This window comes from Pseudoalteromonas sp. '520P1 No. 423' (assembly GCF_001269985.1).
Taxonomy (GTDB): domain Bacteria; phylum Pseudomonadota; class Gammaproteobacteria; order Enterobacterales; family Alteromonadaceae; genus Pseudoalteromonas.
Genome location: NZ_BBZB01000001.1, coordinates 2,633,618 through 2,660,195, shown reverse-complemented (window position 1 = coordinate 2,660,195; position 26,578 = coordinate 2,633,618). Strand labels below are relative to the sequence as shown.

Below are 26,578 nucleotides of genomic sequence, written 5' to 3'. Positions count from 1 at the left end.
TTCGATGAAATTAGCATTTTCGATCTATCGTTATAATCCTGATGTAGATACAGCGCCACGTATGCAGGAATACTTTCTTGAACTTCAAGATGGTAGCGATATCATGGTACTGGATGCATTAATCCAGTTAAAAGAACAAGATCCAACTTTATCTTTTAGACGTTCATGTCGTGAAGGTGTATGTGGTTCTGATGGTCTTAACATGAACGGTAAAAATGGTTTAGCATGTATCACACCTTTATCGACTCTAAAAAGAGGCAATAAAGCGATTGTGATCCGTCCATTACCAGGCTTACCTGTAGTACGTGATTTAGTAATTGATATGACTCAATTCTATACACAGTACGAAAAAGTAAAACCTTATTTGATCAATGATGAAAAGAACCCGCCAGCAAGAGAGCGTCTTCAATCTATTGAAGAACGTGACAAGCTAGATGGTTTGTACGAATGTATCTTATGTGCATGTTGTTCAACGTCTTGTCCATCATTTTGGTGGAACCCAGATAAGTTTATCGGACCTGCAGGTCTTCTTCATGCGTATCGTTTCCTTGTGGATTCTCGCGATACAGCAACTGAAGAACGTCTTTCAGATCTTGATGATGCATTCAGTGTTTTCCGTTGTCACGGGATCATGAATTGTGTCAGTGTTTGTCCAAAAGGCCTTAATCCAACAAAGGCTATTGGTAATATCAAATCTATGTTACTTAACCGTTCTATCTAAGTAACCAGATTTAACAATATTTAGATAGCCATATATCAATCTTATGGCTATCTTTGTGTTTAACTATTTCTGCGCTAGAAGAAAAGGGCTTATAAATGCACGAAGGTGTAATGAAGGCATGGTTAGATTCGTCTCACATGAATGGCGGCAACGTTGCTTATGTAGAAGACTTATATGAAGCGTATTTAGATGATGCGACTTCGGTGCCAAATGAATGGCGTGAAGTGTTCGACCATTTACCAAAAGTAGATGGTGTTGATGTTGAGACTAAACACTCAGATATCAGAACACAATTTGAAACGCTTGCAAAAAACAAGCATAAAGAAGTTGTTGTTGCGACAGGTGGAGCAGGTGATGCGAAGCAAGTTAAAGTACTTCAACTGATTAATGCATTCCGATTCAGAGGCCATCAAAGTGCCAATCTTGATCCACTAAACCTGTGGAAACGAGATAAAATTCGTGAGTTAGAACTTTCTCATCACGACCTATCAGAATCAGACCTTGACCGCGAATTTAATGTAGGTTCTTTTGCCATCGGCAAAGATACCATGCCTTTAGGTGAGCTATATAAAGCACTAAAAACTACTTACTGTGGTTCTATTGGTGTTGAATATATGCACATCACTTCGACAGAAGAAAAGCGTTGGTTACAACAGCGTTTTGAGTCGGTCCAGTCTACACCCAACTTTACTAAAGAAAATAAGCTACGTATCCTTCAAGGATTAACTGCAGCTGATGGTCTTGAAAAATATTTAGGTGCGAAGTTCCCAGGTGCTAAACGTTTCTCACTTGAAGGTGGTGATTCTTTAGTCCCAATGTTAAAAGAACTTGTTCACCGTGCTGGCGAAAGCGGTCAAAAAGAAGTTGTTATAGGTATGGCTCACCGTGGTCGACTTAATGTACTTCTTAACGTTTTAGGTAAAAATCCATCAGATTTATTTGATGAATTTGCCGGTAAAGCACAAGTAAATTCAGGTTCTGGTGACGTTAAATACCATATGGGTTACTCATGTGATTTTGCTACCAAAGGTGGCAACGTACATATGGCGTTATCATTTAACCCATCTCACTTAGAAATCGTAAATCCTGTAGTAATGGGTTCTGTTCGTGCTCGTCTTGACCGTTTAGGTTGTAAAGATGGCTCTAAAGCATTACCAATTACATTACATGGTGATTCTGCAATCGCAGGCCAAGGTGTAGTTCAAGAAACTTTCAATTTATCTCAGACTCGCGCATTTAGCGTAGGTGGTACAATTCGTATCGTGGTAAATAACCAAGTAGGTTTCACTACTTCTAAGCAAGAAGACGTACGTTCTACAGAATACTGTACAGATATTGCTAAAATGGTACAAGCACCAATCTTCCATGTTAATTCTGATGATCCAGAAGCTGTTACTTTAGTAACGCAAATCGCTTTAGATTACAGAAATAAATTTAAACGTGACATCGTAATTGACTTAGTTTGTTACCGTCGTCATGGCCATAATGAAGCTGATGAGCCAAATGCAACTCAGCCTATTATGTATCAAAAAATTAAAAAACATCCTGTTCCGCGTCAAATTTATGCAGAACAACTTAATTCTGAAAATGTTATTTCTCTTGAAGAATCAAAGAAAATTGCCAATGATTACCGCAATAGTTTAGATGCGGGAAAATGTGTTGTTGAAGAAAAACTTCCTGAAACATCACATTCATCAGATTGGAGTAGTTTTGTTGGTCATGATTGGGATGTTGAATATGATGCAAGTTTACCAGTTGATAAACTAAAAGCACTTACTTCAAGTCTGGCTACATATCCTGAAGGGCACAAAGCACAATCACGCGTCGCTAAAATATACGCTGACCGTAAATTGATGGCTACTGGTGAAAAACTATTAGATTGGGGCATGGCAGAGAACTTAGCATACGCGTCAATTGTTGATGAAGGCACTGACATTCGTATGACAGGCCAAGATTCTGGTCGTGGTACATTCTTCCACCGTCATGCTGTTGTTCATAACCAAGCTGATGCATCTACGTATTTACCACTTGAAAATGTTCGTGAAGGACAAGGTAAATTCGAAGTATACGATTCAGTTTTATCTGAAGTTGCGGTTCTTGCTTTTGAATACGGTTATGCTACTGCTGAGCCTACGACATTAGTTATGTGGGAAGCGCAGTTTGGTGACTTTGCAAATGGTGCACAAGTTGTTTTTGATCAATTTTTAAGCTCGGGTGAGCAAAAGTGGGGCCGTTTATGTGGTTTAACTTGTATGCTTCCACATGGTTATGAAGGTCAAGGTCCAGAGCATTCATCTGCGCGTCTTGAACGTTTCTTACAGTTATGTGCTGATCATAATATGCAAGTGGTTGTACCATCAACACCTGCGCAAGTTTATGCAATGCTACGTCGTCAAACTGTAAGACCGCTTCGTCGTCCTCTTATCGTTATGACACCTAAATCACTTTTACGTCACCCTCTTGCAGTTTCTTCTTTAGAAGAATTGTCTGAAGGTGTATTCCATAACGTAATTGATGAAATTGATGATATTAAGCCTGAAAATATTGAACGTGTTATATTTTGTAGTGGTAAAGTTTACTACGAATTATTACAAGAACGTCGTGCAAAAGAGCTAAACAATATTGCAATTGTTCGTATGGAGCAGCTATACCCATTCCCTCATGCGGAAATGGAAGCAATCGTACAACGTTATAGTCATGTAAAAGATTTTGTTTGGTGTCAAGAAGAACCACAAAACCAAGGTGCTTGGTATTGTTCACAACATCATTTCAGACAAGCAATTCCAGCAAATACGTATTTAGAATATGCTGGTCGTCCAGCTTCTGCAGCACCAGCATGTGGTTCTAAATCTTTACATGACATTGAACAAGCAACTTTAGTTGCTGACGCTCTAACAATTAATAAATAAAGGACAAGAGATGACAACCGAAATTAAGGTTCCAGTTCTTCCTGAATCTGTAGCAGATGCAACAATCGCAACTTGGCATGTAAAAGTTGGTGATACTGTTTGCCGCGATCAGAACTTAGTAGATATCGAAACAGATAAAGTTGTGCTTGAAGTTGTTTCACCAGATGATGGTGTTATAACTGAAATTAGCCAAGAAGAAGGTGCTACCGTATTAGGTGAGCAACTTATCGCATTAGTTGGTGCAGCAGGCGCTGTGGCAACTCCAGAAAATACTCAAGCGCCTGCTACTGCAGCGCCAGCATCAGAAGGTAACCCAGTGGATATTAACGTTCCAGTACTTCCAGAATCAGTTGCAGATGCAACAATCGCTACTTGGCATGTTCAGCCAGGTGAAGCTGTATCACGTGATCAAAATCTAGTTGATATTGAAACTGATAAAGTTGTTCTTGAAGTTGTAGCACCTGAAGATGGTGTAATGGGCGAGCTCATTTACGCTGAAGGCGATACCGTTCTTGGCGAACAGTTAATCGGTAAGATCATTGCTGGTGCAGCGCCTGCTGCAGCGTCAGCAGCACCTGCTAGCGCAGCTGCTTCAGACGAAAATTCTGATGTATTAACACCGTCGGTACGTCGTTTAATCGCTGAAAAAGGCCTTGATGCTTCAAAAATTAATGGTACTGGTAAAAATGGCCGTGTAACTAAAGAAGACGTTGATAACTTCTTAAAAGCACCAGCTCCAGCTGCAAAATCAGCACCAGTAGCTGCCGCACTAGCACCAGTTGGCGAGCGTACGCAAAAACGTGTTCCTATGACACGTTTACGTAAAACAATCGCGACACGTTTACTTGAAGCTAAAAACTCAACTGCAATGTTAACAACATTTAATGAAGTTAATATGAAGCCTATCATGGACCTTCGTAAGCAGTATAAAGATGCATTCGAAAAGCGTCATGATATCCGTTTAGGTTTCATGTCTTTTTATGTTAAAGCTGTTACTGAAGCGCTTAAGCGTTTCCCTGCAGTAAATGCATCAATTGATGGCGATGATATCGTATACCATAACTTCTTCGATATGAGCATAGCTGTATCTACACCACGTGGTCTAGTTACACCTGTATTACGTGATTGTGATAAAATGTCTTGTGCAGAAATTGAAAAGAATATTCGTGAATTAGCACTAAAAGGTCGTGATGGTAAATTAACTATCGATGATATGACTGGTGGTAACTTCACTATTACGAATGGCGGTGTATTTGGTTCATTACTTTCAACGCCTATCTTAAACTTACCACAAGCTGCGATCCTTGGAATGCATAAAATCCAAGACCGTCCTATGGCAGTGAACGGTAAAGTTGAAATCTTACCTATGATGTACTTAGCATTATCTTACGATCATAGATTAATTGATGGTAAAGAGTCTGTTGGTTTCTTAGTAGCGATTAAAGAATTGCTAGAAGATCCAACTCGTCTTTTACTAGATGTTTAATAAACTAGATTAATATTTAAGCTGCAACTTAGGTCGCAGCTTTTTTTTGGTTAATTTTTAACTTACATTTAGATTAAAAATTAGCAACTGCGAATAAATATCAATTCTATTGTAATTTTATTGGCAATTCTTGATACAGGGTATTTCTTTGTATCGTGCGGGGATCTATACTAACCGCGCAATTTGGGAAGCTGAATAAAAATTCAGCTTGATTAGCACTAAAAAATTGGATAAAGCATCATGAATTTGCATGAGTACCAGGCAAAACAACTTTTTGCCGAATATGGTTTACCAGTATCTGAGGGTTTCGCTTGTGATACTCCTCAAGAAGCTGCTGAAGCGGCTGATAAAATCGGCGGTGATATGTGGGTTGTTAAAACTCAGGTACACGCGGGTGGCCGTGGTAAAGCTGGCGGTGTTAAGCTAGTTAAAACTAAAGAAGAAATTAAAGATTTCGCACAACATTGGTTAGGTAAAAACTTAGTAACTTACCAAACTGATGAAAATGGTCAGCCAGTAGCTAAAATTTTAGTTGAAAGCTGTACAGACATCGCTAACGAGTTATATCTTGGCGCTGTTGTTGACCGTGCTTCACAAAAAATCGTTTTCATGGCATCTACCGAAGGCGGTGTTGACATTGAGAAGATTGCTGAAGAGACTCCTGAGTTAATTCACCAAGCTGAGATTGATCCACTTGTTGGCGCTCAACCTTACCAAGCACGTGAATTAGGTTTTAAATTAGATTTAAACCCAACTCAAATGAAGCAATTTGTTAAGATCTTTATGGGTCTTGCTAAAATGTTTGAAGATTTTGATTTCGCATTATTAGAAATCAACCCGTTAGTTATTACTGACGAAGGTAACCTTCACTGTTTAGATGGTAAAATTGGTATCGATGGTAACGCTTTATACCGTCAGCCTAAAATCCGTGCGTTCCACGATCCGTCTCAAGAAGATGAGCGTGAAGCACAAGCTGCACAGTGGGAACTAAACTATGTTGCTCTAGATGGTAATGTTGGTTGTATGGTTAACGGTGCAGGCCTAGCGATGGGTACTATGGACATCGTAAATCTGCACGGCGGCAAGCCAGCTAACTTCCTAGATGTTGGTGGCGGCGCAACTAAAGAACGTGTTGCTGAAGCATTTAAAATCATTCTTTCTGACGAAAACGTTAAAGCTGTTCTAGTAAACATCTTTGGTGGTATCGTTCGTTGTGACATGATCGCTGAAGGTATCATTGGCGCAGTTAAAGAAGTTGGTGTAAATGTACCTGTAGTTGTACGTTTAGAAGGTACTAACGCTGAAGCTGGTCGTGAAGTATTAGCAAACTCTGATGTTGACATCATTGCTGCTGCATCTTTAACTGATGCTGCTGAAAAAGTTGTTGCTGCTGCGGAGGGCAAATAATGTCTGTATTAATTAATAAAGATACAAAAGTAATCTGTCAAGGTTTCACTGGCGGCCAAGGTACTTTCCACTCAGAGCAAGCGCTTGAGTACGGTACACAAATGGTTGGTGGTGTTTCTCCTGGTAAAGGTGGACAAACTCACCTTGGCCTTCCAGTATTCAATACAGTTCGTGATGCTGTAGAAACGACAGGTGCAACTGCATCTGTAATCTATGTTCCAGCTCCTTTCTGTAAAGATGCAATCTTAGAAGCTATCGATGCTGGCATCGAGCTAATTGTTTGTATCACTGAAGGTATCCCTACACTAGATATGGTTGACGTAAAAGTTAAGCTTGATAATTCTGGTGTTCGTATGATCGGTCCTAACTGTCCAGGTGTTATCACTCCTGGCGAGACTAAGATTGGTATCATGCCTGGTCATATCCATAAGCCTGGTAAAGTAGGTATCGTATCACGTTCTGGTACTTTAACTTATGAAGCAGTTAAGCAAACTACTGATGCTGGTTTTGGTCAGTCTACGTGTGTTGGTATTGGTGGTGATCCAATTCCAGGTACTAACTTTATCGACGTTTTAGAAATGTTCGAAAAAGATCCACAAACTGAAGCAATCGTAATGATTGGTGAAATCGGTGGAACAGCAGAAGAAGAAGCTGCTGAGTACATTAAAGCTAACGTGACTAAACCTGTTGTATCTTACATTGCTGGTGTAACTGCTCCAGAAGGTAAGCGCATGGGTCACGCTGGTGCAATCATCGCAGGCGGTAAAGGTACTGCAGATGAGAAATTTGCTGCGCTAGAAGCTGCTGGTGTTAAAACTGTACGCTCACTTGCTGAGATCGGTAAAGCACTTACAGAAAAAACTGGTTGGTAGTCTACCTACTCAGTTTAATCTAATAAAAAGGTCACTATTCATTTGTGGCCTTTTTTAATGCCTAAATTTTAGTTCATAAGAATCTACTAGTGTTAAAACTGTTCGCTCACTAGCTGCTCTTACACAAAGAAAGCAGTAAAGCACTTACAGAAAAAACTGGTTGGTAGCTCACCTACTTAGTTTAATCTAATAAAAAGGTCACTTAAGTGGCCTTTTTAATGCCTAAATTTTAGTTAAAAAGAATCTAGTAGTGTTAAAACTGTAAGCTACTAGCAGCTCTTACCCAAAGAAAGCGATAAAGGTCTTACATAAAAAATTGGTTGGTAGTTTAACCACATACTTTATTTTAATAATAAGGTCATTTAGGTAACCTTTTTAATATCTTAATTTAAAATTTTTGGTTAATTAATACTGGCTATTACGAACGACAATAGTCTTACCTTTGGCTTCAATTAACCCTTGTTTCTCTAAATTTTTTAAAACTCGACGAGCAACTTCACGAGTGCATCCAGCTAAATGTGCTATTTCTTGTCTTGTTATTTTTATCTGCATACCTTCAGGGTGAGTCAATGCGTCTGGTTCTTTGAGAAGTAGCAGTAAAGTATTTGTAATTCGACCAGATACATCCATAAAAGCTAACTCTCTTACATTTGCTGTGGTATTACAGAGTTTTTGCGCTATTTGAGAAGTGATTAAAAACATTAAATCGGTAAAGCAGTTTATCACTGTCTTAAATTCAATCTATATCATTATCTAAATGCAATGCTTTCAGTTATTGGATCTTATATTTTTATGTTAATATCGAAATATGTACTTATATACTAATCATCAATCTAATACAAACCTTCAAACTTGTTGCTGTTGTAATTTACTGCTGCCATTTTTTAGTATCTAACGTTAAAATTAATTTTTAAAAGGCCGTTGAAAAATCAATGGCCTTTTTTTGTGACCGAATAAAATAATTAAAGAGAAATTTATGCATCAAACAATAAGAGAACTTGCACTATTTGATACATTTGAAAGAAAAGTTCGAAATTTTGAACCTATTAAAAAATAATAGGGTAGGTTTATATGCATGTGGAGCAACAGTTTATGATTATGCACATATTGGTAACTTAAGAACTTATATCTTCACAGATATATTTAGAAGGACATTGGAGTTTAATCATTATGATGTTAAGCATGTAATGAATATCACAGATGTAGGCCATTTAGTATCTGATGCTGATTCGGGTGAAGATAAAATGCTTAAAGGGGCTAGAAAACAAAATAAGTCAGCTTTTGATATTGCTAAATATTTTGAAGCTTTAACCGTTTTGTGGGCTGTAATAAAAAGTAATTTAAAGGATAAAGATTCAAAAGGCACCTATATAATTTTAAAAAAATAAATTATGTATTTATGCTGTGATTGAAGCATAATCATAGCAAAACTTTATTTACGTAGTGGAATACTAATTTGAGTGATAAACAAGAGCCTTATCAGAAAATGATTGCTGTACATGGAAGCGATTTTAATACATGCTTTTATTGTGGTTGTATCGCAACAGAATTTGATTATGCCCCGCCAAAAAAATATGCTGAGTTTTATATTCATACACGCTCTGAAGCTGATTTTTATCAAGTACCTGCCTGTAAAGAATGTTGCAGTGCACTAAAACAAGAAAAATCAGCTCTAGTTGGTGAACGTGCAGATATTGCAAAAAGAAAAATAGCAAAAAAATATAAAAAAGCCATTCACGTTTATCAAATGTGGAATGAAGATGAAGCACAAGAGCTTGATTATCAACTTCAAAAATGTGTGCAAGCGGGTATTGGCTTAGGTAAAGAGTCTTCAATACGCAGCCAATATCAAGGATTTGAATTTGAAGTTGATGGTGAGAAATTAAAAATTGCTAATATTCCCGTTACTATGATCACTGTTTTTGATAATGAATTCACTGACTTTAGAGATGCGCTCGAGTTTGCTAGTACACAATACCGTGTTCCTAAAGCAAAACTAAAAGACTTATATTCTGAAAATGAAAATAGTTTCGAAACTGCAATACAGACATATCATGCAAAAATTGATAAAAGTTTGTTTGATAAAAAACTAAAAGCATTATGTAAAACTTTTTCCAAAGAACATAAGCAAAATGTCGATTTTGTCATGAGAACAGTGACTTATTATATGAAACAAGATGATAACCTTTCAATTGAGCTCGCTTTAAACAAGTTATATACAGAAAGGGTGGCGTCATAAATCGTTTTATTGCCAATCAATACCTTGTTTGTAGGATACCAAGTTTGAATTATTGAGCACTTCTAGGTGCTCTTTATTCGGTCCATCAGAGCATTTTATTGGATCAGCTTCAGGTTCTGACCATGCTGTCATTCCACCCATATACTCTCGATTAAACCCCCATGAACCGCATGAAAGTATGTGATCTGCCTTTTTAAAATAGCGACATACGACACAGGTTTCAAATTTCACTATAATGTCTTTACCTTCTATGCCATAACTATCTGAGACAAAAGGCGTATCATATATAGCAACTGTTGATGCACGCATTATTATATTTTTCCAAGGTTTATCATGATGATCAATTGGTGTTTGATGCATACCATGACCAAATTCAAGTGGTGGAGCATCATAAAAAGGTTCAGGGTGTGTCGCTGGGATATCTAGCTGAACTTTATCTTCACCACGAGGGAGTTTTGCATTTGTATTTCTAAATTGCATGATACGAAACTGATCACATATTTTTTGATGTTTAGTATGAGAAAATCCATTTTTATTAGTTAGAAAATGAATTTCTATACCAATTCCTGTGGCATTGTCTTTTGCTATGTAAGACGCCTGGCTACCACCATTATGATACCAAGGCATTGAGAATGCTAAGATACCAATGTTTGTATTGTTGTAAACAACAGGGCATGTCTTTGCTACCAGTAAGTCTTGGGCGGATGTCTGGAAAGATATGGCAATTAATAATAAACTAATCACAATGTTAGATTTCATAACTTAGCCATTGTTAATGTTGTTATTAAAATTATAGCGCTTATTTTATATGCGGCTTTATATATTTAAGCTGCGATTATAGACTTTTGTCTTATTTAGCTTACTTAATTAAATGATCAACACTTAGGTTTAATAATTATAAAACAGGTTAACTATGAATTCTGCAGGTATAAATAAGACTAAAGGCCAGCATAAAGTTGAAAACGCAGTACTTATTAAAAGTGTGATATATTCTCTGCTCTCTCCTTTATTGATTGGCATATTAATTGGTTTGTATTATGTACTCACATTAGAAAATGGGACTAGTCAAATATTCTTTAATATCATTATGACAGCGATATCAAATGCACATATTGTTGGCTTAACTATGGGATGTTTTGTAGTACCAGGGTACTTATTTTTATTCAAATTAAATAAAATAACTTATTGGGCTATTTTAACAATTGCTTTACTTGGTGGTGCACTGTTTTCATTTATCTTTAGTGCAACTAGTTCAATGATATTTTTTGTTAATACCTTAATGTCATTAACTGCAGCAGGTATTTTTTTAAATAGTCTTCGTCGGTTCACAAAATAAGCATTTTTTTAAATACACCATCAACTCTGTTTATAATCTAAACAAGATTTTTGTTTTTTACACTTTAAGTGGATTTTTTGATGGATAAAGGTTTCATTTAAAGCCTACAAAGAGTACCTTTGTTTATTATTGTGTTTTAAATAGTAATTAGTTTATAAAAATGAGTAAACAAGCTTTCTATCAGACTTTAGCTGAACAAGCAAAATCACTTACTGAAGGTGAGCCAAACGTTATAGCGAATATGGCAAATTTAAGTGCGTTGCTATTCATGTCTTTAGAAGATATTAACTGGGCTGGTTTTTATCTTATTGATAATCCAGAACAGTTAGTTTTAGGACCTTTTCAAGGTAATCCAGCTTGCATACGTATTCCTGTCGGTAAAGGGGTATGTGGCACTGCGGCATCTTTAAAAGAAACGCAATTAGTTGCTGATGTTCATGCCTTTGCTGGACATATCGCTTGTGATGCTGAATCTAACTCAGAAATAGTTGTTCCTATCATTAAAGATGGTAAAATATATGCTGTTTTAGATATTGATAGTCCATCGCTTTCACGTTTTGATGAAGAAGACAAAGCTGGCTTAGAAACACTAATACGTCAATTTGAGACTCAAGTGTAATGAAAGATTTAATGAATGTTCAAGATTTCCTCGTTTCTGATTGTGATGTCGGTGATTGGGAAGGAAATGAAGAATTAGTTGCAGAAAATCTCAATGAGTTGATCCACATCGCTTGGGCTCAACTTCCTGATGACTTATCATGTGACAAAATAGATAGTATAATTAATAGTATTTGGCAACATCTTCGTGGCGATACAGCTATTATAGAAACTGACTTCGAAGAGTTGGTCGACTGGGTTAATCAACATGTCCTGACATCGTTAGATGAGCAGATGGAATAAAAAGGTTTAGAAATGAGTACCACTGGCAATCAAGAAATTACAGATATCAAACAAGAAGTAACTGATATTGAACAAACTAAAACTGAAGTTGTGCAAGAAAACCCTGATAAGTTAAAAGATATCAATGCTGTTCTTGCCTTTTTATACAAAGAGTTTTCTGTTTGTTTTAAAGAAAAAGATGGTATAAAACCGCTTAAAGTAGGTATCTTCAAAGATATAGCTCAAAGAATTGAAGGTAATGATAACGTAAGCAAGACACAAATTCGTCAAGCATTGCGTAAATATACGTCGCATTGGCGCTACCTTGAAGCTGTGAGCAAAGTTGAATTCAGAATCGATCTTGATGGAAACGATTGTGAGAAAGTTGAACAAGAACATATTGATCATGCCGCTAAAGCATTAGAAGAAAGCCGTGCAAAGTTTGCTAAACGTAAAAAGCAACAACGTCCACGTACAGATGCTGCTAAAAAGTCCTTTAAGCCAGGTTCTAGAAATAAATCTGCTGATAAAGGAACTAAACCAGTAATTGCTAAGCCTAAGAATGAAAATGCGCCTCGTCGTTCTGGTAAAATAGTTGCATTAACTGCGGAACAAATTAAATTAAATGCTAAAGTTAAAGTAAAGCTAGGCCAGACATTAGTGAACGGAACAATCACTGAAATCAATAAAGATGATATTCATGTTGTAATTGTTACTGGAATGCTAGTTAAGACTAAGGCTGAAAGTCTATACACAATCTAAGGAGATGGTCTATGAGTAAATGTTTTAATCTCATTCCTCTTGCAGCTGCATTTATTGCAGCAAATGCGTTCGCTAAAGTAGAAACGATAACACTAGAAGATTTGCCTGTTTTAAAACAAGAATCCCAACATAGTACCGCTAGCAAAAGGGTGACTAATTTCTTTACTCGCGCCCATTACAAGCTCATTGATTTAAATGATGAGCTTTCTACAAAAATATTTGACCGTTATTTAGAGTCGCTAGATTTCGGTAAACGTATTTTTTTGAAATCGGATATTGATAGTTTTGAACAATATCGATTTCTAGTCGATAACGCGTTAAGTACAGGTAAACTTGATTTTGCCTTTGACATTTTCAATGTCAGCATGAAACGCCGTTTTGATAGTTATCAATATTCTATTTCTTTATTAGATAAAGAAATGAAATTTGAGAACGAAGATGAATATAAGTTCGACCGAGAAGAGGCAAAATGGGCCACTACTCAGGCTGAACTCGATGAAATATGGCGTCAAAGAGTTAAATATGATGCTTTACGCCTTAAAATGACAGGTAAAGAATGGCCTGACATTAAAGAAATACTGACTAAACGTTATAGCTACACTTTAAAAAGGTTAGTTCAAACAAATAGTGAAGATGCCTTTCAAATCGCAATGAATGCATTTGCGCGAAGCATTGAAGCCCATACCTCATATTTATCACCTCGCCGTGCCGAACAGTTTAAAATGGACATGGATCTAGAGCTTGAAGGTATTGGTGCAGTACTTGGCTATGACGAAGATTACACTGTTATTCGCTCTCTCGTGCCTGGAGGCCCTGCTGATAAATCTGAAAAAATAAAGTCAAATGATCGCATTATTGGTGTTGCTCAAGGAAAAGAAGATTTTGTTGATGTGATCGGTTGGCGTTTAGATGATGTTGTAGAGTTAATTAAAGGGCCTAAAGGTACTCTTGTTCGCTTGCAGTACTTAAAAGGTGCTGATACGCATGGCAAGCCATCAATTGTAGATATTACTCGTGATAAAATTCGTTTAGAAGATCGCGCTGCTAAATCTGAAGTATTTAAACCGAGTTATTCAGACTTAGATACAAAAATTGGCGTTATTGATATTCCTGGTTTTTACAACAATTTATCTGGTGATGTTAAAAAAGAGTTAGCAAAATTAAAAGAGCAAAATGTCGATGGGATTATTATCGATTTAAGACAAAACGGTGGCGGTTCATTATATGAAGCAACACAATTGTCGGGTTTGTTTTTTGAACAAGGCCCAGTAGTTCAAATCCATAATTTAAATGGTCGTGTTGAACAACAAAAAGATGTTGATGGTGTCACTTATTATGATGGCCCTTTAACAATATTAGTTGATAGATATAGTGCTTCAGCTTCTGAGATATTTGCTGCGGCAATGCAAGACTATGGTCGCGCAGTTGTTATTGGTGAACAAACCTTTGGTAAGGGCACAGTTCAGCAGCATAGAGGTTTAGGCAGAAATTACGATTTATATGAGAACAGCTTAGGTAGTATCCAGTATACGATTGCAAAGTTTTATCGAATAAATGGTGGTAGTACCCAACATAAAGGTGTTATTCCTGATATTTCATTTCCTTCAGCGATAGACCCAGCTGAATGGGGTGAATCGCAAGAAGATAATGCTTTACCATGGGATAGCATTAGAAATGCAAAATATATTTCTATGGCTGATCTAAAACCGGCTATTAAGTTTTTACAAAAACAACATGATGACCGTATCATCTCAGAACCTGAATTTAATTATGTGTTTGAAGATATCGCGCGTTATAAAAAAGAAAATGATCGTAAAACGATTTCTTTAGTTGAAAAGACTCGTATTGAGCAAAGAGATAAAAATGAAAAACTTACTCTTGCTCGTGTTAACAAAAGATTAATGCGTTTAAATAAAAAACAAGTGACATCATTAGAAGACTTACCTGATGAGTTGACTGATATGGACCCATTCTTAGAAGAAACTGCATTAATTACTTCTGATTTTATTAAGTTTGGTCGTTATGTAAAAAAATAACTTTTAAACTTGTTACAAAAAAAGCGCTACGGCGCTTTTTTTATATGCAAAATATGTACTTTTATATTCAAAGGAAATGATATTAAATTCTAATTTATAAAACTACTGCACTGATATTTAACAATAAAAATTATAACAAATGATGTTTAATACAATGTTATATTTATGCACAATATTTTGAGTTAAGGTTTGATATACTCGATACAGCGTTAACAAATAGACGCGATAAAAAATAAAGCGTGATATTTGATATCAATTTTATATCTAAATATTACCGATAATTACAGTTAGAGGAATACACGTGAAGCAAATCAAGCAAGCACATTTTTTTGATGCGTTACTACCAATTTTAATTTTAATCACATTACTCGGTTCGTCAGTTTATCTTTTTGGGGATAACTCATCTTATGGCCCCAACCAAATTGCATTATTATTTTCTTCAGGTATTGCGATACTCATTGGACTTAAAAATGGATACAAATGGGCTGATTTAGAAAGTGCGATGATTAAGGGTATTACATTGTCGCTAGGCGCTATCTTAATATTATTTATGGTCGGAGCCTTAATTGGAACTTGGTTATTGTCTGGCACTGTTCCAACATTAATTTATTATGGTCTTCAATTAATTAATCCTAGTTGGTTCTATGCTGCAAGTTGTATTCTATGTGGCATAGTTGCAATGAGTATTGGTAGTTCTTGGACAACAGCTGCAACCATTGGTGTTGCATTATTAGGGGTAGCTGCGGGTTTAGGACTTAATGAAGCAATTACTGCGGGTGCTGTTATTTCAGGCGCTTATTTCGGAGATAAACTATCCCCATTGTCAGAAACAACTAATTTAGCACCTGCTGTTGCAGGTTCTGATTTATTTTCTCATATACATCATATGATGTGGACTACAGTACCTAGCTTTATCATAGCGCTTATAATATTTACATTTTTAGGTTTTAATGCCGGAAATGTTACTGATAGTGCACGAATAGATCAAATAAATGACATTTTACAATCTAACTTTGATATTAGTTTGATTATGTTAGTCCCTTTAGTTGTTTTATTGACGTTAGCTTTAAAGAAGATGCCTGCTTTTCCTGCAGTTGCAATTGGTGCCCTATTAGGTGCTGTATGGGCGCTTATATTTCAACAAGACTTAATCACATCTCAGTTGGCTGCGGATAAAAATGCTATAATAGGTACTATTAAAATTGTTTGGAGCGCTTTCTTTGATGGTTTTAGCGTTTTAACAGGTGATGAAAAAATGGATAAGCTACTGAGCGGTGGTGGAATGTCCAGTATGTTAAATACAACATGGCTTATCATGATGGCGCTTATGTTTGGTGCTGTGATGGAAAAAGTAGGTTTATTAGAGGTTTTTGTACGCAGTATTTTAAAAATAGCTAAAAGCACAGGTTCTTTAATCGCTTCAACAGTCGCGACATGTATCGGTACAAATATGATTGCGGCGGACCAATATATGGCGATTGTTATGCCAGGTCGTATGTTTAAAGAAGAGTATCAAAAGCGTGGTTTAGCACCTGTTAACTTGTCTCGTACTTTAGAAGATGGCGGAACGATAACAAGTCCATTGATACCATGGAATACCTGTGGTGCATATATGCATTCAGTGTTATTAGTAAATCCATTAGATTATGCATTTTATGCTTTCTTTAATCTTATCAACCCAGTACTTTCTATTATTTATGCTTATTTAGGCATTAAAACCTAAAATTAGAGCCTAAACATTTACAAGAACAACAAACTGCTTAATATTATAAAAATATTTAAACTATATTTTCAAAAATAGCTCCATTAGGAGCTATTTTATTTTATATCATTGCGGATACATCATGAACTTATCAAATATACAAACACCTACGGCTAAGTTTTTAAAAGATTATGCCAAACCTGCATTTTCAATCACTGATATTTATTTAGAGTTTGATCTTGATGATACTCAAACTCAAGTCCGTGCTACTTCAAAAGTTAAACGCAACTCCTGTGACAATAATAATCCGATACTTGGAGATTTAGTCTTAGATGGCGTCGATCTTGAACTGTTATCTGTTGAAGTTGATGGACAAAAATATGATGACTACCAGTTATTAAAAAAGCAGCTAATTATCAGTAGTGAAAAAGACGAGTTTGAACTGCTGATTATTACAAAAATATCTCCAGGAACTAACTCTTCTTTAGAAGGGTTATATCTGTCTGGCGGTGCTTATTGCACGCAGTGTGAAGCTGAGGGTTTTCGTAAAATAACGTATTACCAAGATAGACCTGATGTATTGGCAACATTTACCGTCAAAATTATTGCAGATAAAAAATATCCTCATTTATTATCAAATGGTAATAGAATAGAGCAAGGTGAAATCGGTGAAGACCGTCATTATGCTATTTGGCAAGACCCTTTCAAAAAACCTTGTTATCTTTTTGCACTCGTTGCTGGAGATTTTGATGTTTTACGTGATTCATATAAAACCCTGTCAGGTAGAGATGTAGAGCTTGCGCTATTTGTTGATAAAGGCAACTTAAGTAAAGCTCCTCATGCAATAGAATCACTTAAAAAGTCAATGAAGTGGGATGAAGATACATTTGGTTTAGAATATGATTTAGATATCTACATGATAGTTGCTGTAGACTTTTTCAATATGGGCGCAATGGAAAATAAAGGCTTGAACGTATTTAATAGTAAATGTGTATTAGCCAATCAACAAACTGCGACAGATAGTGATTATCATATGATCGAATCTATTATAGGTCATGAATATTTTCATAACTGGACTGGCAATCGTGTTACTTGTCGAGATTGGTTTCAGCTTTCTTTAAAAGAGGGTTTAACTGTTTTTAGGGATCAAGAGTTTAGTTCTGATCTTGGCTCTCGTGCAATTAATAGAATTGCAGCCGTTAAAGCAATGCGAACTCATCAGTTTTCAGAAGATGCAGGACCAATGGCACATCCTATTCGCCCTGAGAAAGTGATTGAGATGAATAATTTTTACACAGTTACAGTGTATAATAAAGGTGCGGAAGTTATTCGCATGATGCATACTTTATTAGGTAAAGAAAACTTCAGAAAAGGCATGGATCTTTATTTTGAACGTCATGATGGACAAGCGGTTACCTGTGACGACTTTGTCAATGCTATGATGTCAGCGTCCAATATTGACTTAACACAATTCAAAAATTGGTACAGTCAATCAGGCACACCTAAACTTGTTGTACAGGAATCATACTGTGCTGAAAAGTCACAGTATAAGCTAAAGATAAAACAAATACATACACCAACGGCAGATCAGACAACAAAACAAAATTTGCATATTCCATTTGCAATCGAATTATTAGGCGGCTCAGGTGAAAAGCTACCTTTAACTTATAAAGGTGAAATACTTAATAAAGTATTAAATATCACACAAGAAAGTCATACATTTATTTTTGATGCTATAAAAGAAAAACCAACTGCAATTTTACTTGAAGATTTTTCAGCACCTTGTCAGCTTTATTTTAATTATTCTGATGAGCAGTTATGTCATATCGTACGTCATGCAAGTTCAGACTTTTCTCGTTGGGATGCACAACAAATATTATTTACTAATAATATTAATAGAGCAGTTACTAATAACGATATGACATTACAAGCTAGTGTTATTGCATTAGTGAAAGATATCATTGAAGATAAAACAATTGATCTTGAGCTTGCTGCGCAATTATTAAAGTTACCAAGTTTTGATACATTAAGTTCAGATTACCAAGAAATTCCTGTTGATGAACTAATTGCAGTAAGCAGTAATTTTGAGCAACAAATTGCAGATACATTATCAGAATCACTTATGATACGTTTTACTGCACTTAGTATTGATAGTGAGTCTGACTGTACAGATCTTTCGGTAAATGCAGTTGGAAAACGCGCGTTGAAAAATGCATGTTTACATTATTTAGCAAAACAAAACCATATTGATTTAGTCGCGATTTTGAGAAAACAATTTTCACTCGATAATATGACTGATGCGCTAGCGGTTTTAAGTGCGGTAGTTAATGCAAATCATAGTATATCTTCGGAAATCTTAGACTTGTTTGAGTCTAAATGGTCTAAAGATCCACTGGTGATGGATAAATGGTTCGCGCTTAAGGCAATGCAAGATCGCGCCGATATTAACTCACATCTTGAAGCTTTATATCAGCATGATCATTTTGATTACGCTAATCCCAATCGTGTACGCGCATTGATCGGTAATTTTACACATTTTAATCTGAAACATTTTCATAATGTGGATGGTTCAGGTTATAAATTATTAACTGATTTACTAATTAAGTTAAATGATATAAACCCACAAAATGCATCGAGAATGATCACGCCATTAATGTCTTGGAAAAAGTTTGACGTTAATAGACAAAAACTGATGAAGCAACAGTTGAAAAGACTCGAAAATATAGAAAATTTAAGTCCTGATCTCTATGAAAAAGTTTCTAAAGCATTAAAATAGCAATCACGATATCGGATCAGCGTTATTAACAATAATAACGCTGATTATTTTTAATGAAATTATATAACAAAAGTAATGAAGCAATTTTTATTTAATTTAGATTTAAGTTATGAGCAATGTGAGCAAATCTATTCTGGTCATATTAAATCAATTCAGGTCACTTCTCACTCAGGAAAATCAATCCGAATTCCAGCGCTAAGGTTTCGGTCCTTTATAACTCCTGTAGGTATTAAGCAAAAATTCAAACTAAAATTATCAGATTCTAATCAATTTATTTCTTTAGAAAAGATCATATAAAATTACAATTCCCCCGTTTTTAGCGGGGTAGCGCTATACTCGTTGATTTTTTGTTAATTTTTTAACGTAATTGCTTTAAAAGTGTGTAATTTTACTGGTAAGATGTCTTACCAATGAATAAGAGTGTTATCTTATGTTAATTTTCATTGGTTGCTTGCATCAAATGTAATTTGCTGTAATGCTTTGATTCAGAACTAGTATACTAAAAACAATAACTTGATCACAAAGTGACCCGCCACAGAGGGAAGACAACATGATAAAAAGACCTCTTTTTGTCAAAAAGAAATTAGCGCTCGGAATTACCTGTGCGTTTATTGCTCTAAGTAGCCAACAAGTTTCAGCCAAGAATTTTGAATTGGGTGGATTTGAGGTGAATTTTGATTCAACATTTTCAGCTGGCAGCAGCTGGCGTATAGAAGACCGAGATTTCGAAAACCAAATTGGTAAAAGTAATCACCCAAGTTTTAACTGGACTGGTTATAACGCTGCACTTAATCCTATCTATTCATCGAGTGATGTTTGGGCTCGCCCTGGCACATACTCTAATAATGGTGATGCCGGTAACCTTAATTTTGACTCAGGAGATACTTTTTCTAAGCTGATTAAAGGTACTCACGAGCTAGGTATTCGTAAAGGTAACTTTGGCTTATTTACACGCTTCATGTACTTTTATGATTTTGAACTAATGGATGAGAACCGTGCTTATCGTAATCCTACTTCAGGCAATCAAGTTGACCCTTGTGCTGATGAAGATTCAAAAGAGCAAGTATGTAGAGATTTTAGATTATTAGATGCATTTGTATATGCCGATTTTGATTTAAATGATGGTAATAATCCACTTTCAATTCGTTTAGGTCAGCAAGTAGTTAACTGGGGTGAAAGCACATTAATATCTCACGGTATTAACGTTAATCCAGTTGATATTGACCGATTAAAAGCGCCTGGTGCGGACTTAAAAGAAGCATTTATTCCTGTTGGTATGCTTTGGGCATCGCTTGGTATTACAGAAAATATCTCTTTTGAAGCTTTCTATCAATATGAATGGCAAGAAACACGTTTACCTGTCGCTGGTACGTATTTTTCTACCAATGATTTCGCTTCTGAAAATGGCTATCAAAATAATGTTCAATTAGGCTTTACATCTAATCCAGATATGGATTTAGCACATGTTACTTCAAGCCTTAATAACTTATACAGTGATTGGGGTTCAGCGCTTCAAGCACAAGGTATCGACCCATTAAGTGCTGAAGCATCTGCAATGTTAGCAAACATGTATTTAGCTTACCCTACAAAAGTCGCATTAAAAGGTAAAGGCGCTAATGGTATGACTAAACCAAAAGACTCAGGCCAATACGGCATGAAGTTTTCTTGGTATGTACCTGAGTTAAATGAAACCGAATTTAGTTTTTATCATGTCAACTATCATAGTCGTCGCCCATTAATTTCAGCCGTAGCATCAGATTTTACTGCTGCGAGTATCGCAGATGATTTAGCATATATAGCGAAACATGAAATAACTGAAGATAATGTAACAGATTTAGATGCTTTCAGTAGTGGTGCATTAGTCTATCCAGAAGATATCAAACTATACGGGTTGAGTTTTAATACCGTATTAGGTGAAACATCTTTTGCAGGTGAGTTTACTTACCGTGAAGACGAGCCACTGCAAATTGATGATGTAGAGTTGTTATATTCAGTTATGCCAGAGCAACTTGCAGTTGCGGGTATTCGCCCTGATTTTGCAGAAATATCTCAGTTAGAAACATTAGCGCCAGGTGAAGGTGTTCAAGGTTATGTTACCAGCGATACAATGCAACTTCAGTTTACTGCAACTCACTTATTTGGTCCTTCTTTAGGTGCTGATAGCTGGGTATTATTAGGTGAAGTAGGTGGTGTAACGATTAATGACATGCCAGATCCTAATGAACTAAGACTCAATGTTTCTGGTACTGGTCGTACAGGTAAAATGTATGGCGTAGAAGGCAAAGATTACACCTTACTTCATCAGGCACTCTCTAATGGTCCCGAAACTAATCCATTCCCGTCAGCTTCTGCCTGGGGTTATCGATTAGTTGCTAAAGGTGAATACAATAACCTATTCTCTGGTGTAAATGTTTCACCTCGTATGGTCTTTTCACATGATGTAAATGGTATCACACCAGACCCTATGTACTTATTCATTGAAGATAGAAAATCGTTAGGATTAAACCTTAACTTTAACTATCAAAATGCATGGTCACTTGATATGAGCTACAACAAGTTTTGGGGTGGCGGTCAAACGAACAACTTCTCTGACCGTGATTATGTTTCTCTAAATGTTAAATACTCGATTTAAGGGTAAAATTATGATTAAAAAGCCTACCCTAATAGCAGTTGCCCTTTGTGGTGTATTTGCTACAGGCAGTACTTTAGCTAAGACTTCAGCAGAAAATGTTGCTAAGTTAGGTGCTGAGTTGACTCCAATTGGAGCAGAAAAAGCAGGTAATGCAGATGGTTCTATTCCAGCTTGGGATGGTGGTATCACATCAGTTCCTGCAGGATATACACCTGGAATGCATCATCCAGACCCGTTTGCTGCTGATGCAGTAAAATATACCATTGACAAAAGTAACCTAGATAAATACAAAGCTAGCTTATCATCAGGTCAAGTTGCATTATTTGATACTTATCCTGATACTTTTAAAATGAATATCTACCCGACACGTAGAAGTGCTTCATATCCCGATTTTATTTATGATGCGACTAAAAAGTACGCTTCATCTGCTGAATTAATTAAAGATGGTAATGGCATCAAAAATACAGCAATAGGCATTCCATTTCCTGTGCCAGAAACTGGATTGGAAGTTATTTGGAACCATATTTTGAGATATCGTGGTTTATCAATTTCACGTTTTGGTGGACAAGCGGCACCAACGGCAGGTGGAGCATTTAATGTTGTTGGCTTTGATGAAAAATTATTAGTTAAATATTCAGAAAAAGACGCAACGCCTGAATCTTTACAAGAATCAAATATCTTGTTTAAGTTCAAACAAAAAGTAACTCAGCCAGCTCGTTTAGCAGGTACAGCGTTATTAGTTCATGAAACGATGGATCAAATATTAACACCACGCCAAGCATGGACTTATAACACAGGTCAACGCCGTGTTCGTCGCGCACCTAATGTTGCATATGATGCACCAGGTACAGCGTCTGATAGTTTACGTACAACTGATGATTTCGATATGTTTAACGGTTCTCCGAATCGTTATACTTGGGAATTAAAAGGGAAAACTGAGCTTTACATACCATACAATAGCTACAAGCTACACAGCGATAGCTTAAAGTATGATGATATTTTAAAGGCGGGTCATATTAACCCTGATCATGTTCGCTATGAAAAGCACCGTGTTTGGGTAGTTGAAGCGAATCTAAAAGAAGGTACACGTCATATTTATAAAAAGCGTGTTTTCTATATCGATGAAGATAGTTGGCAGATCCATGTAGCCGATATTTACGATAATCGTGATCAACTATATCGTGTTGCAATGGCCCATGGTTTGAACTATTACGATGTTAAAACACATTGGAGTACTTTAGATGTTTATCATGACTTAAACTCACGTCGTTATCTAGCGATTGGCTTAGATAACGAAGAGAAAATGTATGATTTCTCGAAACCATTCAAAAATGTAGAATTTACCTCAAATGCGCTAAAGCGCGATGGACGTAGATAAACACATATTTACAAGGCCCTTAACGGGCCTTTTTTAACTAACTAATTAACGAAGTCTCTCATGAAATTTTTTATTAATTGCTTGCTATTTACGTGCATTGTTTTATTTACGAATAAGCTCAAAGCTGAGATGAATACACATGCTTTAAAATCACTCAAGCCAGCTGTTATGGCAAAAAAAGCACAAAAAGCATTACTAACCGATATTGTTGATAATGGCCAATATCAGGTTGCTGTAGGAAAAAGAGGGATTATTTTATACAGTCAAGATGGCATTCAATGGCAACAATCAAATGTGCCAATGCAAATATTATTAACCAGTGTTTTTTTTATAAATGAAAATATAGGATGGGCAGTAGGGCATGACGCTACCATTATAAATACTAAAGACGGTGGTAAAAATTGGAAAATACAAAACTACCAACCAGAACTCGATAAACCTTTTTTAGATATTTCGTTTACTGACACATTAAATGGGGTTGCAATCGGGGCATACGGTTTATTTTACCGTACACAAGATGGTGGTAAAACATGGAATAGCGTATTCTTAAGCAGTTTATTGTTTGAAGAGGATGCTGATTACTTAGCTGAGCTAAAATTGGAAGATCCGGAAGGTTATGAAATTGAAACCCAATCAATTTTACCGCATTTTAATCAAATTCATTTTTCACAAAATCAAATCATTATGGTCGGTGAACAAGGTTTTCTGGCAACCAGTAATGATAATGGAAAAACCTTTCAAAGGTTAGACGAATTTTACCTTGGTTCTTTCTTTGATATAGCAGTATTAAATGATGGTACTTGGCTCATTGCAGGTTTAAGAGGTAACGCGTTTACTTCAAATAATAATGGCAAACAATGGCATAAATTAAACACAGATACTCAAGCGACGATCAACCATATTTTGAAAACACCAAGTGGTGCTATTTTATCTGCTAATAACGGTGTTGTGCTTACTTACAAGTCAGGAGAAGTCACAAAACAACAACAATCTGATGGGAAGGCTAATTTAGCGTCGGTGATCAGCAATAATAAATTAATATTTGCTTCAGAAGTGGGTATTAAAAGTCAGGAGTTAAATTAGAACAATGAGCAATATATTAACGCAATTTGAATTAATTATTTTTAGGCATCGTCTTGCGGTTATTATCGCATTTTTTGTAACAACGGTATTTTTAGCACTTAGCGCAACAAATATTAAATTAGACGCTTCATTTAATAAAAACATTCCACTAAATCATGATTACATGAAGTTGTACTTAAAACATGAAAAACAATTTGGTGGCGCAAATAGTATTTTAATATCAGTGTGTGATGAAAGTGGTGATATTTTTAATGAAGAGTTTTTTACACAATTAAAGTCGGTTCATGATCAACTTTATTTTATACCTGGTGTAAATCGTTCATTAGTACAATCAATCTTTTCGCCTAGTGCACGTTTTGTTGAAGTAGTAGAAGACGGTTTTGCGGGCGGTCCAATTATACCTGCCGATTTTAAGCCAGATGAAAGAGGGCTTAATAAAGTAAAAGAAAACATAGAAAAAGCAAATATTATCGGCCGTCAAATAGCTAACGATTATTCATGTGCTATGGTATCAGCTCAATTGATGGAAATTGATCCGACAACACATGATAAATTGGATACATTAGCATTTGCTTCAAAATTAGAATCAGAAGTTAGAAAGCCTTTTACCACTGACAATGTATCAATCCATATTATTGGATTTGCAAAAATGGCGGGAGATATTGCAGATGGTGCAAAAGGGGTTGTATTATTTTTCTTAATAGCCATTATTTTTACATTCATTATGGTCTGGCTATTTTGTAAAAGCCTTAAGCTGACTTTACTGCCTATTATATGTTCTTTAATTGCGGTTGTATGGCAACTAGGTTTGTTATCGCAGCTAGGTTTCGGCTTAGATCCCATGTCGATATTGATCCCTTTTCTGGTATTTGCAATAGGTGTAAGCCATGGCATTCAAATGGTCAATGCAATTGGTAAAAAAACTTCAGAAGGACTCAGTTGTAAAATGGCAGCTGAAACATGTTTTAGAAGCTTATTGATCCCAGGTGGCATTGCATTATTATCTGATACTGTAGGCTTTTTAACATTACTTTCAATTGATATTGGTATTATTCGTGAATTGGCTATTACAGCGAGTTTAGGTGTGGCTGTTATCATTTTCACAAATTTGATTCTATTACCAATCGTAGCTTCATACTTAGGCAGTATCCCTACTAAAAACCATCATAAACAAGAAAGTTCACCACGGGTATTTGAAAGGTTAATCGATATGTTAGTCAGTGCGACAGATCCTAAAATAGCTAAAAAAATTATGTTTGTAGTAGCTATATTATTTGGATTGAGCTTTTGGCAATCGCAACAAATGCAAATAGGTGATTTGCATCCGGGGGCACCTTCTTTACATGGTGATGCAACCTATAACCAAGATACATTCTTGATTACCGATAAATATAGTATTTCTGTTGATATTCTAAAAATAATTGTAGAAGGTCCAGCAGAAGCATGTACTTTCCATGATGTGATGTCTCGCATAGATAGATTTCAATGGAACGTAGAAAATGTTGCAGGTGTGCAATCGGTTATTTCTTTAACTTCAGTGTCTCAAGCTGTTAATGCGGGATACAACGAAGGTAATTTAAAATGGCAAACTATTCCACGTAATACTTCAAGTTTAGTTCAAGCAACGGCACGAGTAGAAACTAGTACAGGCTTGTTAAATGGTAATTGTAGTGTGATGCCAATCATAGTATTTATGGAAGATCATAAAGCAAAAACAATAGAACGAGTAATTGCAGCTGTTGAAATGTTTGCTCAAGCCGAACAAACAGATGAGCTGAAGTTTCGTTTAGCTACGGGTCCTGTGGGTGTCATGGCTGCAACAAATCAAACTGTTGATGAAGCGCAATTACCTATGATGCTTTATGTGTATGGCGCAGTAACATTATTATGTCTTATTAGTTTTCGTTCGGTTAGGGCGACAATTGCTGTTGTTTTACCTTTATACATAGTATCAACCATGGCACAAGCGTTAATGGTTTCTCTTGAAATTGGTTTAACGGTATCTACATTACCTGTCATTGCGTTAGGTGTCGGTATAGGTGTCGATTATGGTATTTATATACTATCCTCAATGAGTTCACAGCTTAAAGAGGGCATACAGTTATCACAAGCATATCGTAATGCTTTAATTGAACGAGGTAGTGCTGTTTTATTCACTGGGATCACTTTGGCACTAGGGGTCAGTACTTGGGTATTTTCAGATCTTAAATTCCAAGTAGACATGGGCATATTATTAACCTTCATGTTTTTAGTAAATATGCTTGGTGCAGTTTTATTACTCCCCGCTATCGGTACAATCCTTTGGCCTCAAAAAGGAAATAAATAAAAAAAGTTAAAATAATTGTGAATAATTGTTCTTA

21 protein-coding genes are annotated in these 26,578 nt (G+C 36.0%); 19 read left to right on the top strand and 2 right to left on the bottom strand.

Translation table 11 applies throughout. The features are described 5' to 3' along the window. The first annotated feature begins 4 nt into the window (after window positions 1–4). From PSA_RS12070 to sucD, 5 genes are all read left to right on the top strand, one after another. Window positions 5–721 carry a succinate dehydrogenase iron-sulfur subunit gene (locus tag PSA_RS12070; protein ID WP_042144217.1) on the top strand — a complete coding sequence of 239 codons (717 nt, stop codon included), beginning with the start codon at window positions 5–7 and terminating at the stop codon, window positions 719–721. A 95-nt stretch (window positions 722–816) separates the two neighbouring features. Then, window positions 817–3,630, top strand: a complete 2,814-nt coding sequence (locus PSA_RS12065; RefSeq protein ID WP_042144219.1) for a 2-oxoglutarate dehydrogenase E1 component — start codon at window positions 817–819, stop codon at window positions 3,628–3,630. Between the two features lie 10 nt (window positions 3,631–3,640). Then, window positions 3,641–5,116 carry a 2-oxoglutarate dehydrogenase complex dihydrolipoyllysine-residue succinyltransferase gene (gene odhB, locus PSA_RS12060; RefSeq protein WP_042144221.1) on the top strand — a complete coding sequence of 492 codons (1,476 nt, stop codon included), beginning with the start codon at window positions 3,641–3,643 and terminating at the stop codon, window positions 5,114–5,116. Between the two features lie 240 nt (window positions 5,117–5,356). Beyond that, entirely contained in the window at window positions 5,357–6,523 is a 1,167-nt protein-coding gene (gene sucC, locus PSA_RS12055; protein ID WP_042144224.1) for an ADP-forming succinate--CoA ligase subunit beta, read from the top strand. Then, a complete protein-coding gene (gene sucD, locus PSA_RS12050; RefSeq protein WP_042144226.1) occupies window positions 6,523–7,395 on the top strand; it encodes a succinate--CoA ligase subunit alpha in 873 nt (290 codons plus the stop codon). The genes sucC and sucD overlap by 1 nt, the downstream gene beginning before the upstream one ends. Window positions 7,396–7,800: 405 nt before the next feature. Here the strand turns inward: sucD and PSA_RS12045 are convergent, their stop codons facing one another. Further along, a complete protein-coding gene (locus PSA_RS12045) occupies window positions 7,801–8,097 on the bottom strand; it encodes a helix-turn-helix domain-containing protein (protein ID WP_052379904.1) in 297 nt (98 codons plus the stop codon). A gap of 335 nt (window positions 8,098–8,432) precedes the next feature. Between PSA_RS12045 and PSA_RS12040 the strand changes: the two genes are divergently transcribed. Then, complete coding sequence (locus tag PSA_RS12040; RefSeq protein ID WP_042144229.1) at window positions 8,433–8,783, top strand: hypothetical protein; 351 nt, start codon at window positions 8,433–8,435, stop codon at window positions 8,781–8,783. A gap of 68 nt (window positions 8,784–8,851) precedes the next feature. Continuing rightward, entirely contained in the window at window positions 8,852–9,634 is a 783-nt protein-coding gene (locus tag PSA_RS12035; RefSeq protein ID WP_052379905.1) for a hypothetical protein, read from the top strand. Between the two features lie 6 nt (window positions 9,635–9,640). On the opposite strand, the gene PSA_RS12030 is transcribed toward PSA_RS12035, so the two are convergent. Then, on the bottom strand, window positions 9,641–10,393 hold the full coding sequence (locus PSA_RS12030) for a hypothetical protein (protein ID WP_042144231.1): 753 nt from the start codon (window positions 10,391–10,393) through the stop codon (window positions 9,641–9,643). A 154-nt stretch (window positions 10,394–10,547) separates the two neighbouring features. Between PSA_RS12030 and PSA_RS12025 the strand changes: the two genes are divergently transcribed. The 12 genes from PSA_RS12025 to PSA_RS11975 all read left to right on the top strand — a co-directional run bounded on the left by PSA_RS12025 (window position 10,548) and on the right by PSA_RS11975 (window position 26,544). Further along, window positions 10,548–10,970, top strand: coding sequence for a hypothetical protein (locus PSA_RS12025; RefSeq protein WP_042144232.1), 423 nt, complete (start codon window positions 10,548–10,550; stop codon window positions 10,968–10,970). A gap of 160 nt (window positions 10,971–11,130) precedes the next feature. Next, window positions 11,131–11,589 (top strand): GAF domain-containing protein, encoded by a 459-nt coding sequence (locus PSA_RS12020; RefSeq protein WP_042144234.1) that lies wholly within the window; start codon window positions 11,131–11,133, stop codon window positions 11,587–11,589. Beyond that, the gene (locus tag PSA_RS12015; protein ID WP_042144236.1) at window positions 11,589–11,870 is read left to right on the top strand and encodes a hypothetical protein; all 282 of its coding nucleotides are present in this window, start codon (window positions 11,589–11,591) and stop codon (window positions 11,868–11,870) included. The genes PSA_RS12020 and PSA_RS12015 overlap by 1 nt, the downstream gene beginning before the upstream one ends. 12 nt (window positions 11,871–11,882) lie before the next feature. Next, the gene (gene proQ / locus PSA_RS12010; protein ID WP_082305716.1) at window positions 11,883–12,611 is read left to right on the top strand and encodes an RNA chaperone ProQ; all 729 of its coding nucleotides are present in this window, start codon (window positions 11,883–11,885) and stop codon (window positions 12,609–12,611) included. Window positions 12,612–12,622: 11 nt separating this feature from the next. Next, window positions 12,623–14,647, top strand: coding sequence for a carboxy terminal-processing peptidase (prc, locus tag PSA_RS12005; RefSeq protein ID WP_042144238.1), 2,025 nt, complete (start codon window positions 12,623–12,625; stop codon window positions 14,645–14,647). 301 nt (window positions 14,648–14,948) lie between these two features. Next, window positions 14,949–16,370 (top strand): Na+/H+ antiporter NhaC, encoded by a 1,422-nt coding sequence (gene nhaC, locus PSA_RS12000; protein WP_042144240.1) that lies wholly within the window; start codon window positions 14,949–14,951, stop codon window positions 16,368–16,370. A gap of 121 nt (window positions 16,371–16,491) precedes the next feature. After that, a complete protein-coding gene (gene pepN, locus PSA_RS11995) occupies window positions 16,492–19,125 on the top strand; it encodes an aminopeptidase N (RefSeq protein WP_042144242.1) in 2,634 nt (877 codons plus the stop codon). A gap of 75 nt (window positions 19,126–19,200) precedes the next feature. After that, window positions 19,201–19,422: a DUF2835 family protein gene (locus PSA_RS24580; protein WP_082305715.1), complete on the top strand. Its 222-nt coding sequence runs from the start codon at window positions 19,201–19,203 to the stop codon at window positions 19,420–19,422. 253 nt (window positions 19,423–19,675) lie between these two features. After that, on the top strand, window positions 19,676–21,757 hold the full coding sequence (locus tag PSA_RS11990) for a DUF1302 domain-containing protein (RefSeq protein ID WP_042144244.1): 2,082 nt from the start codon (window positions 19,676–19,678) through the stop codon (window positions 21,755–21,757). 10 nt (window positions 21,758–21,767) lie between these two features. Beyond that, window positions 21,768–23,135: a DUF1329 domain-containing protein gene (locus PSA_RS11985; RefSeq protein WP_042144468.1), complete on the top strand. Its 1,368-nt coding sequence runs from the start codon at window positions 21,768–21,770 to the stop codon at window positions 23,133–23,135. Between the two features lie 60 nt (window positions 23,136–23,195). Beyond that, on the top strand, window positions 23,196–24,218 hold the full coding sequence (locus tag PSA_RS11980; protein WP_082305714.1) for a YCF48-related protein: 1,023 nt from the start codon (window positions 23,196–23,198) through the stop codon (window positions 24,216–24,218). A gap of 4 nt (window positions 24,219–24,222) precedes the next feature. After that, a complete protein-coding gene (locus tag PSA_RS11975) occupies window positions 24,223–26,544 on the top strand; it encodes an RND family transporter (protein ID WP_042144248.1) in 2,322 nt (773 codons plus the stop codon). The last annotated feature ends 34 nt before the right edge of the window (window positions 26,545–26,578 follow it).

What these genes read in the sequence shown, in the direction of transcription:
- PSA_RS12070 (WP_042144217.1), top strand. Translation starts at nt 5, where the DNA reads ATGAAATTAGCATTTTCGATCTATCGTTATAATCCTGATGTAGATACA.
- PSA_RS12065 (WP_042144219.1), top strand. Translation starts at nt 817, where the DNA reads ATGCACGAAGGTGTAATGAAGGCATGGTTAGATTCGTCTCACATGAAT.
- odhB (WP_042144221.1), top strand. Translation starts at nt 3,641, where the DNA reads ATGACAACCGAAATTAAGGTTCCAGTTCTTCCTGAATCTGTAGCAGAT.
- sucC (WP_042144224.1), top strand. Translation starts at nt 5,357, where the DNA reads ATGAATTTGCATGAGTACCAGGCAAAACAACTTTTTGCCGAATATGGT.
- sucD (WP_042144226.1), top strand. Translation starts at nt 6,523, where the DNA reads ATGTCTGTATTAATTAATAAAGATACAAAAGTAATCTGTCAAGGTTTC.
- PSA_RS12045 (WP_052379904.1), bottom strand. Translation starts at nt 8,097, where the DNA reads ATGTTTTTAATCACTTCTCAAATAGCGCAAAAACTCTGTAATACCACA.
- PSA_RS12030 (WP_042144231.1), bottom strand. Translation starts at nt 10,393, where the DNA reads ATGAAATCTAACATTGTGATTAGTTTATTATTAATTGCCATATCTTTC.
- PSA_RS12025 (WP_042144232.1), top strand. Translation starts at nt 10,548, where the DNA reads ATGAATTCTGCAGGTATAAATAAGACTAAAGGCCAGCATAAAGTTGAA.
- PSA_RS12020 (WP_042144234.1), top strand. Translation starts at nt 11,131, where the DNA reads ATGAGTAAACAAGCTTTCTATCAGACTTTAGCTGAACAAGCAAAATCA.
- PSA_RS12015 (WP_042144236.1), top strand. Translation starts at nt 11,589, where the DNA reads ATGAAAGATTTAATGAATGTTCAAGATTTCCTCGTTTCTGATTGTGAT.
- proQ (WP_082305716.1), top strand. Translation starts at nt 11,883, where the DNA reads ATGAGTACCACTGGCAATCAAGAAATTACAGATATCAAACAAGAAGTA.
- prc (WP_042144238.1), top strand. Translation starts at nt 12,623, where the DNA reads ATGAGTAAATGTTTTAATCTCATTCCTCTTGCAGCTGCATTTATTGCA.
- pepN (WP_042144242.1), top strand. Translation starts at nt 16,492, where the DNA reads ATGAACTTATCAAATATACAAACACCTACGGCTAAGTTTTTAAAAGAT.
- PSA_RS24580 (WP_082305715.1), top strand. Translation starts at nt 19,201, where the DNA reads ATGAAGCAATTTTTATTTAATTTAGATTTAAGTTATGAGCAATGTGAG.
- PSA_RS11990 (WP_042144244.1), top strand. Translation starts at nt 19,676, where the DNA reads ATGATAAAAAGACCTCTTTTTGTCAAAAAGAAATTAGCGCTCGGAATT.
- PSA_RS11985 (WP_042144468.1), top strand. Translation starts at nt 21,768, where the DNA reads ATGATTAAAAAGCCTACCCTAATAGCAGTTGCCCTTTGTGGTGTATTT.
- PSA_RS11980 (WP_082305714.1), top strand. Translation starts at nt 23,196, where the DNA reads ATGAAATTTTTTATTAATTGCTTGCTATTTACGTGCATTGTTTTATTT.
- PSA_RS11975 (WP_042144248.1), top strand. Translation starts at nt 24,223, where the DNA reads ATGAGCAATATATTAACGCAATTTGAATTAATTATTTTTAGGCATCGT.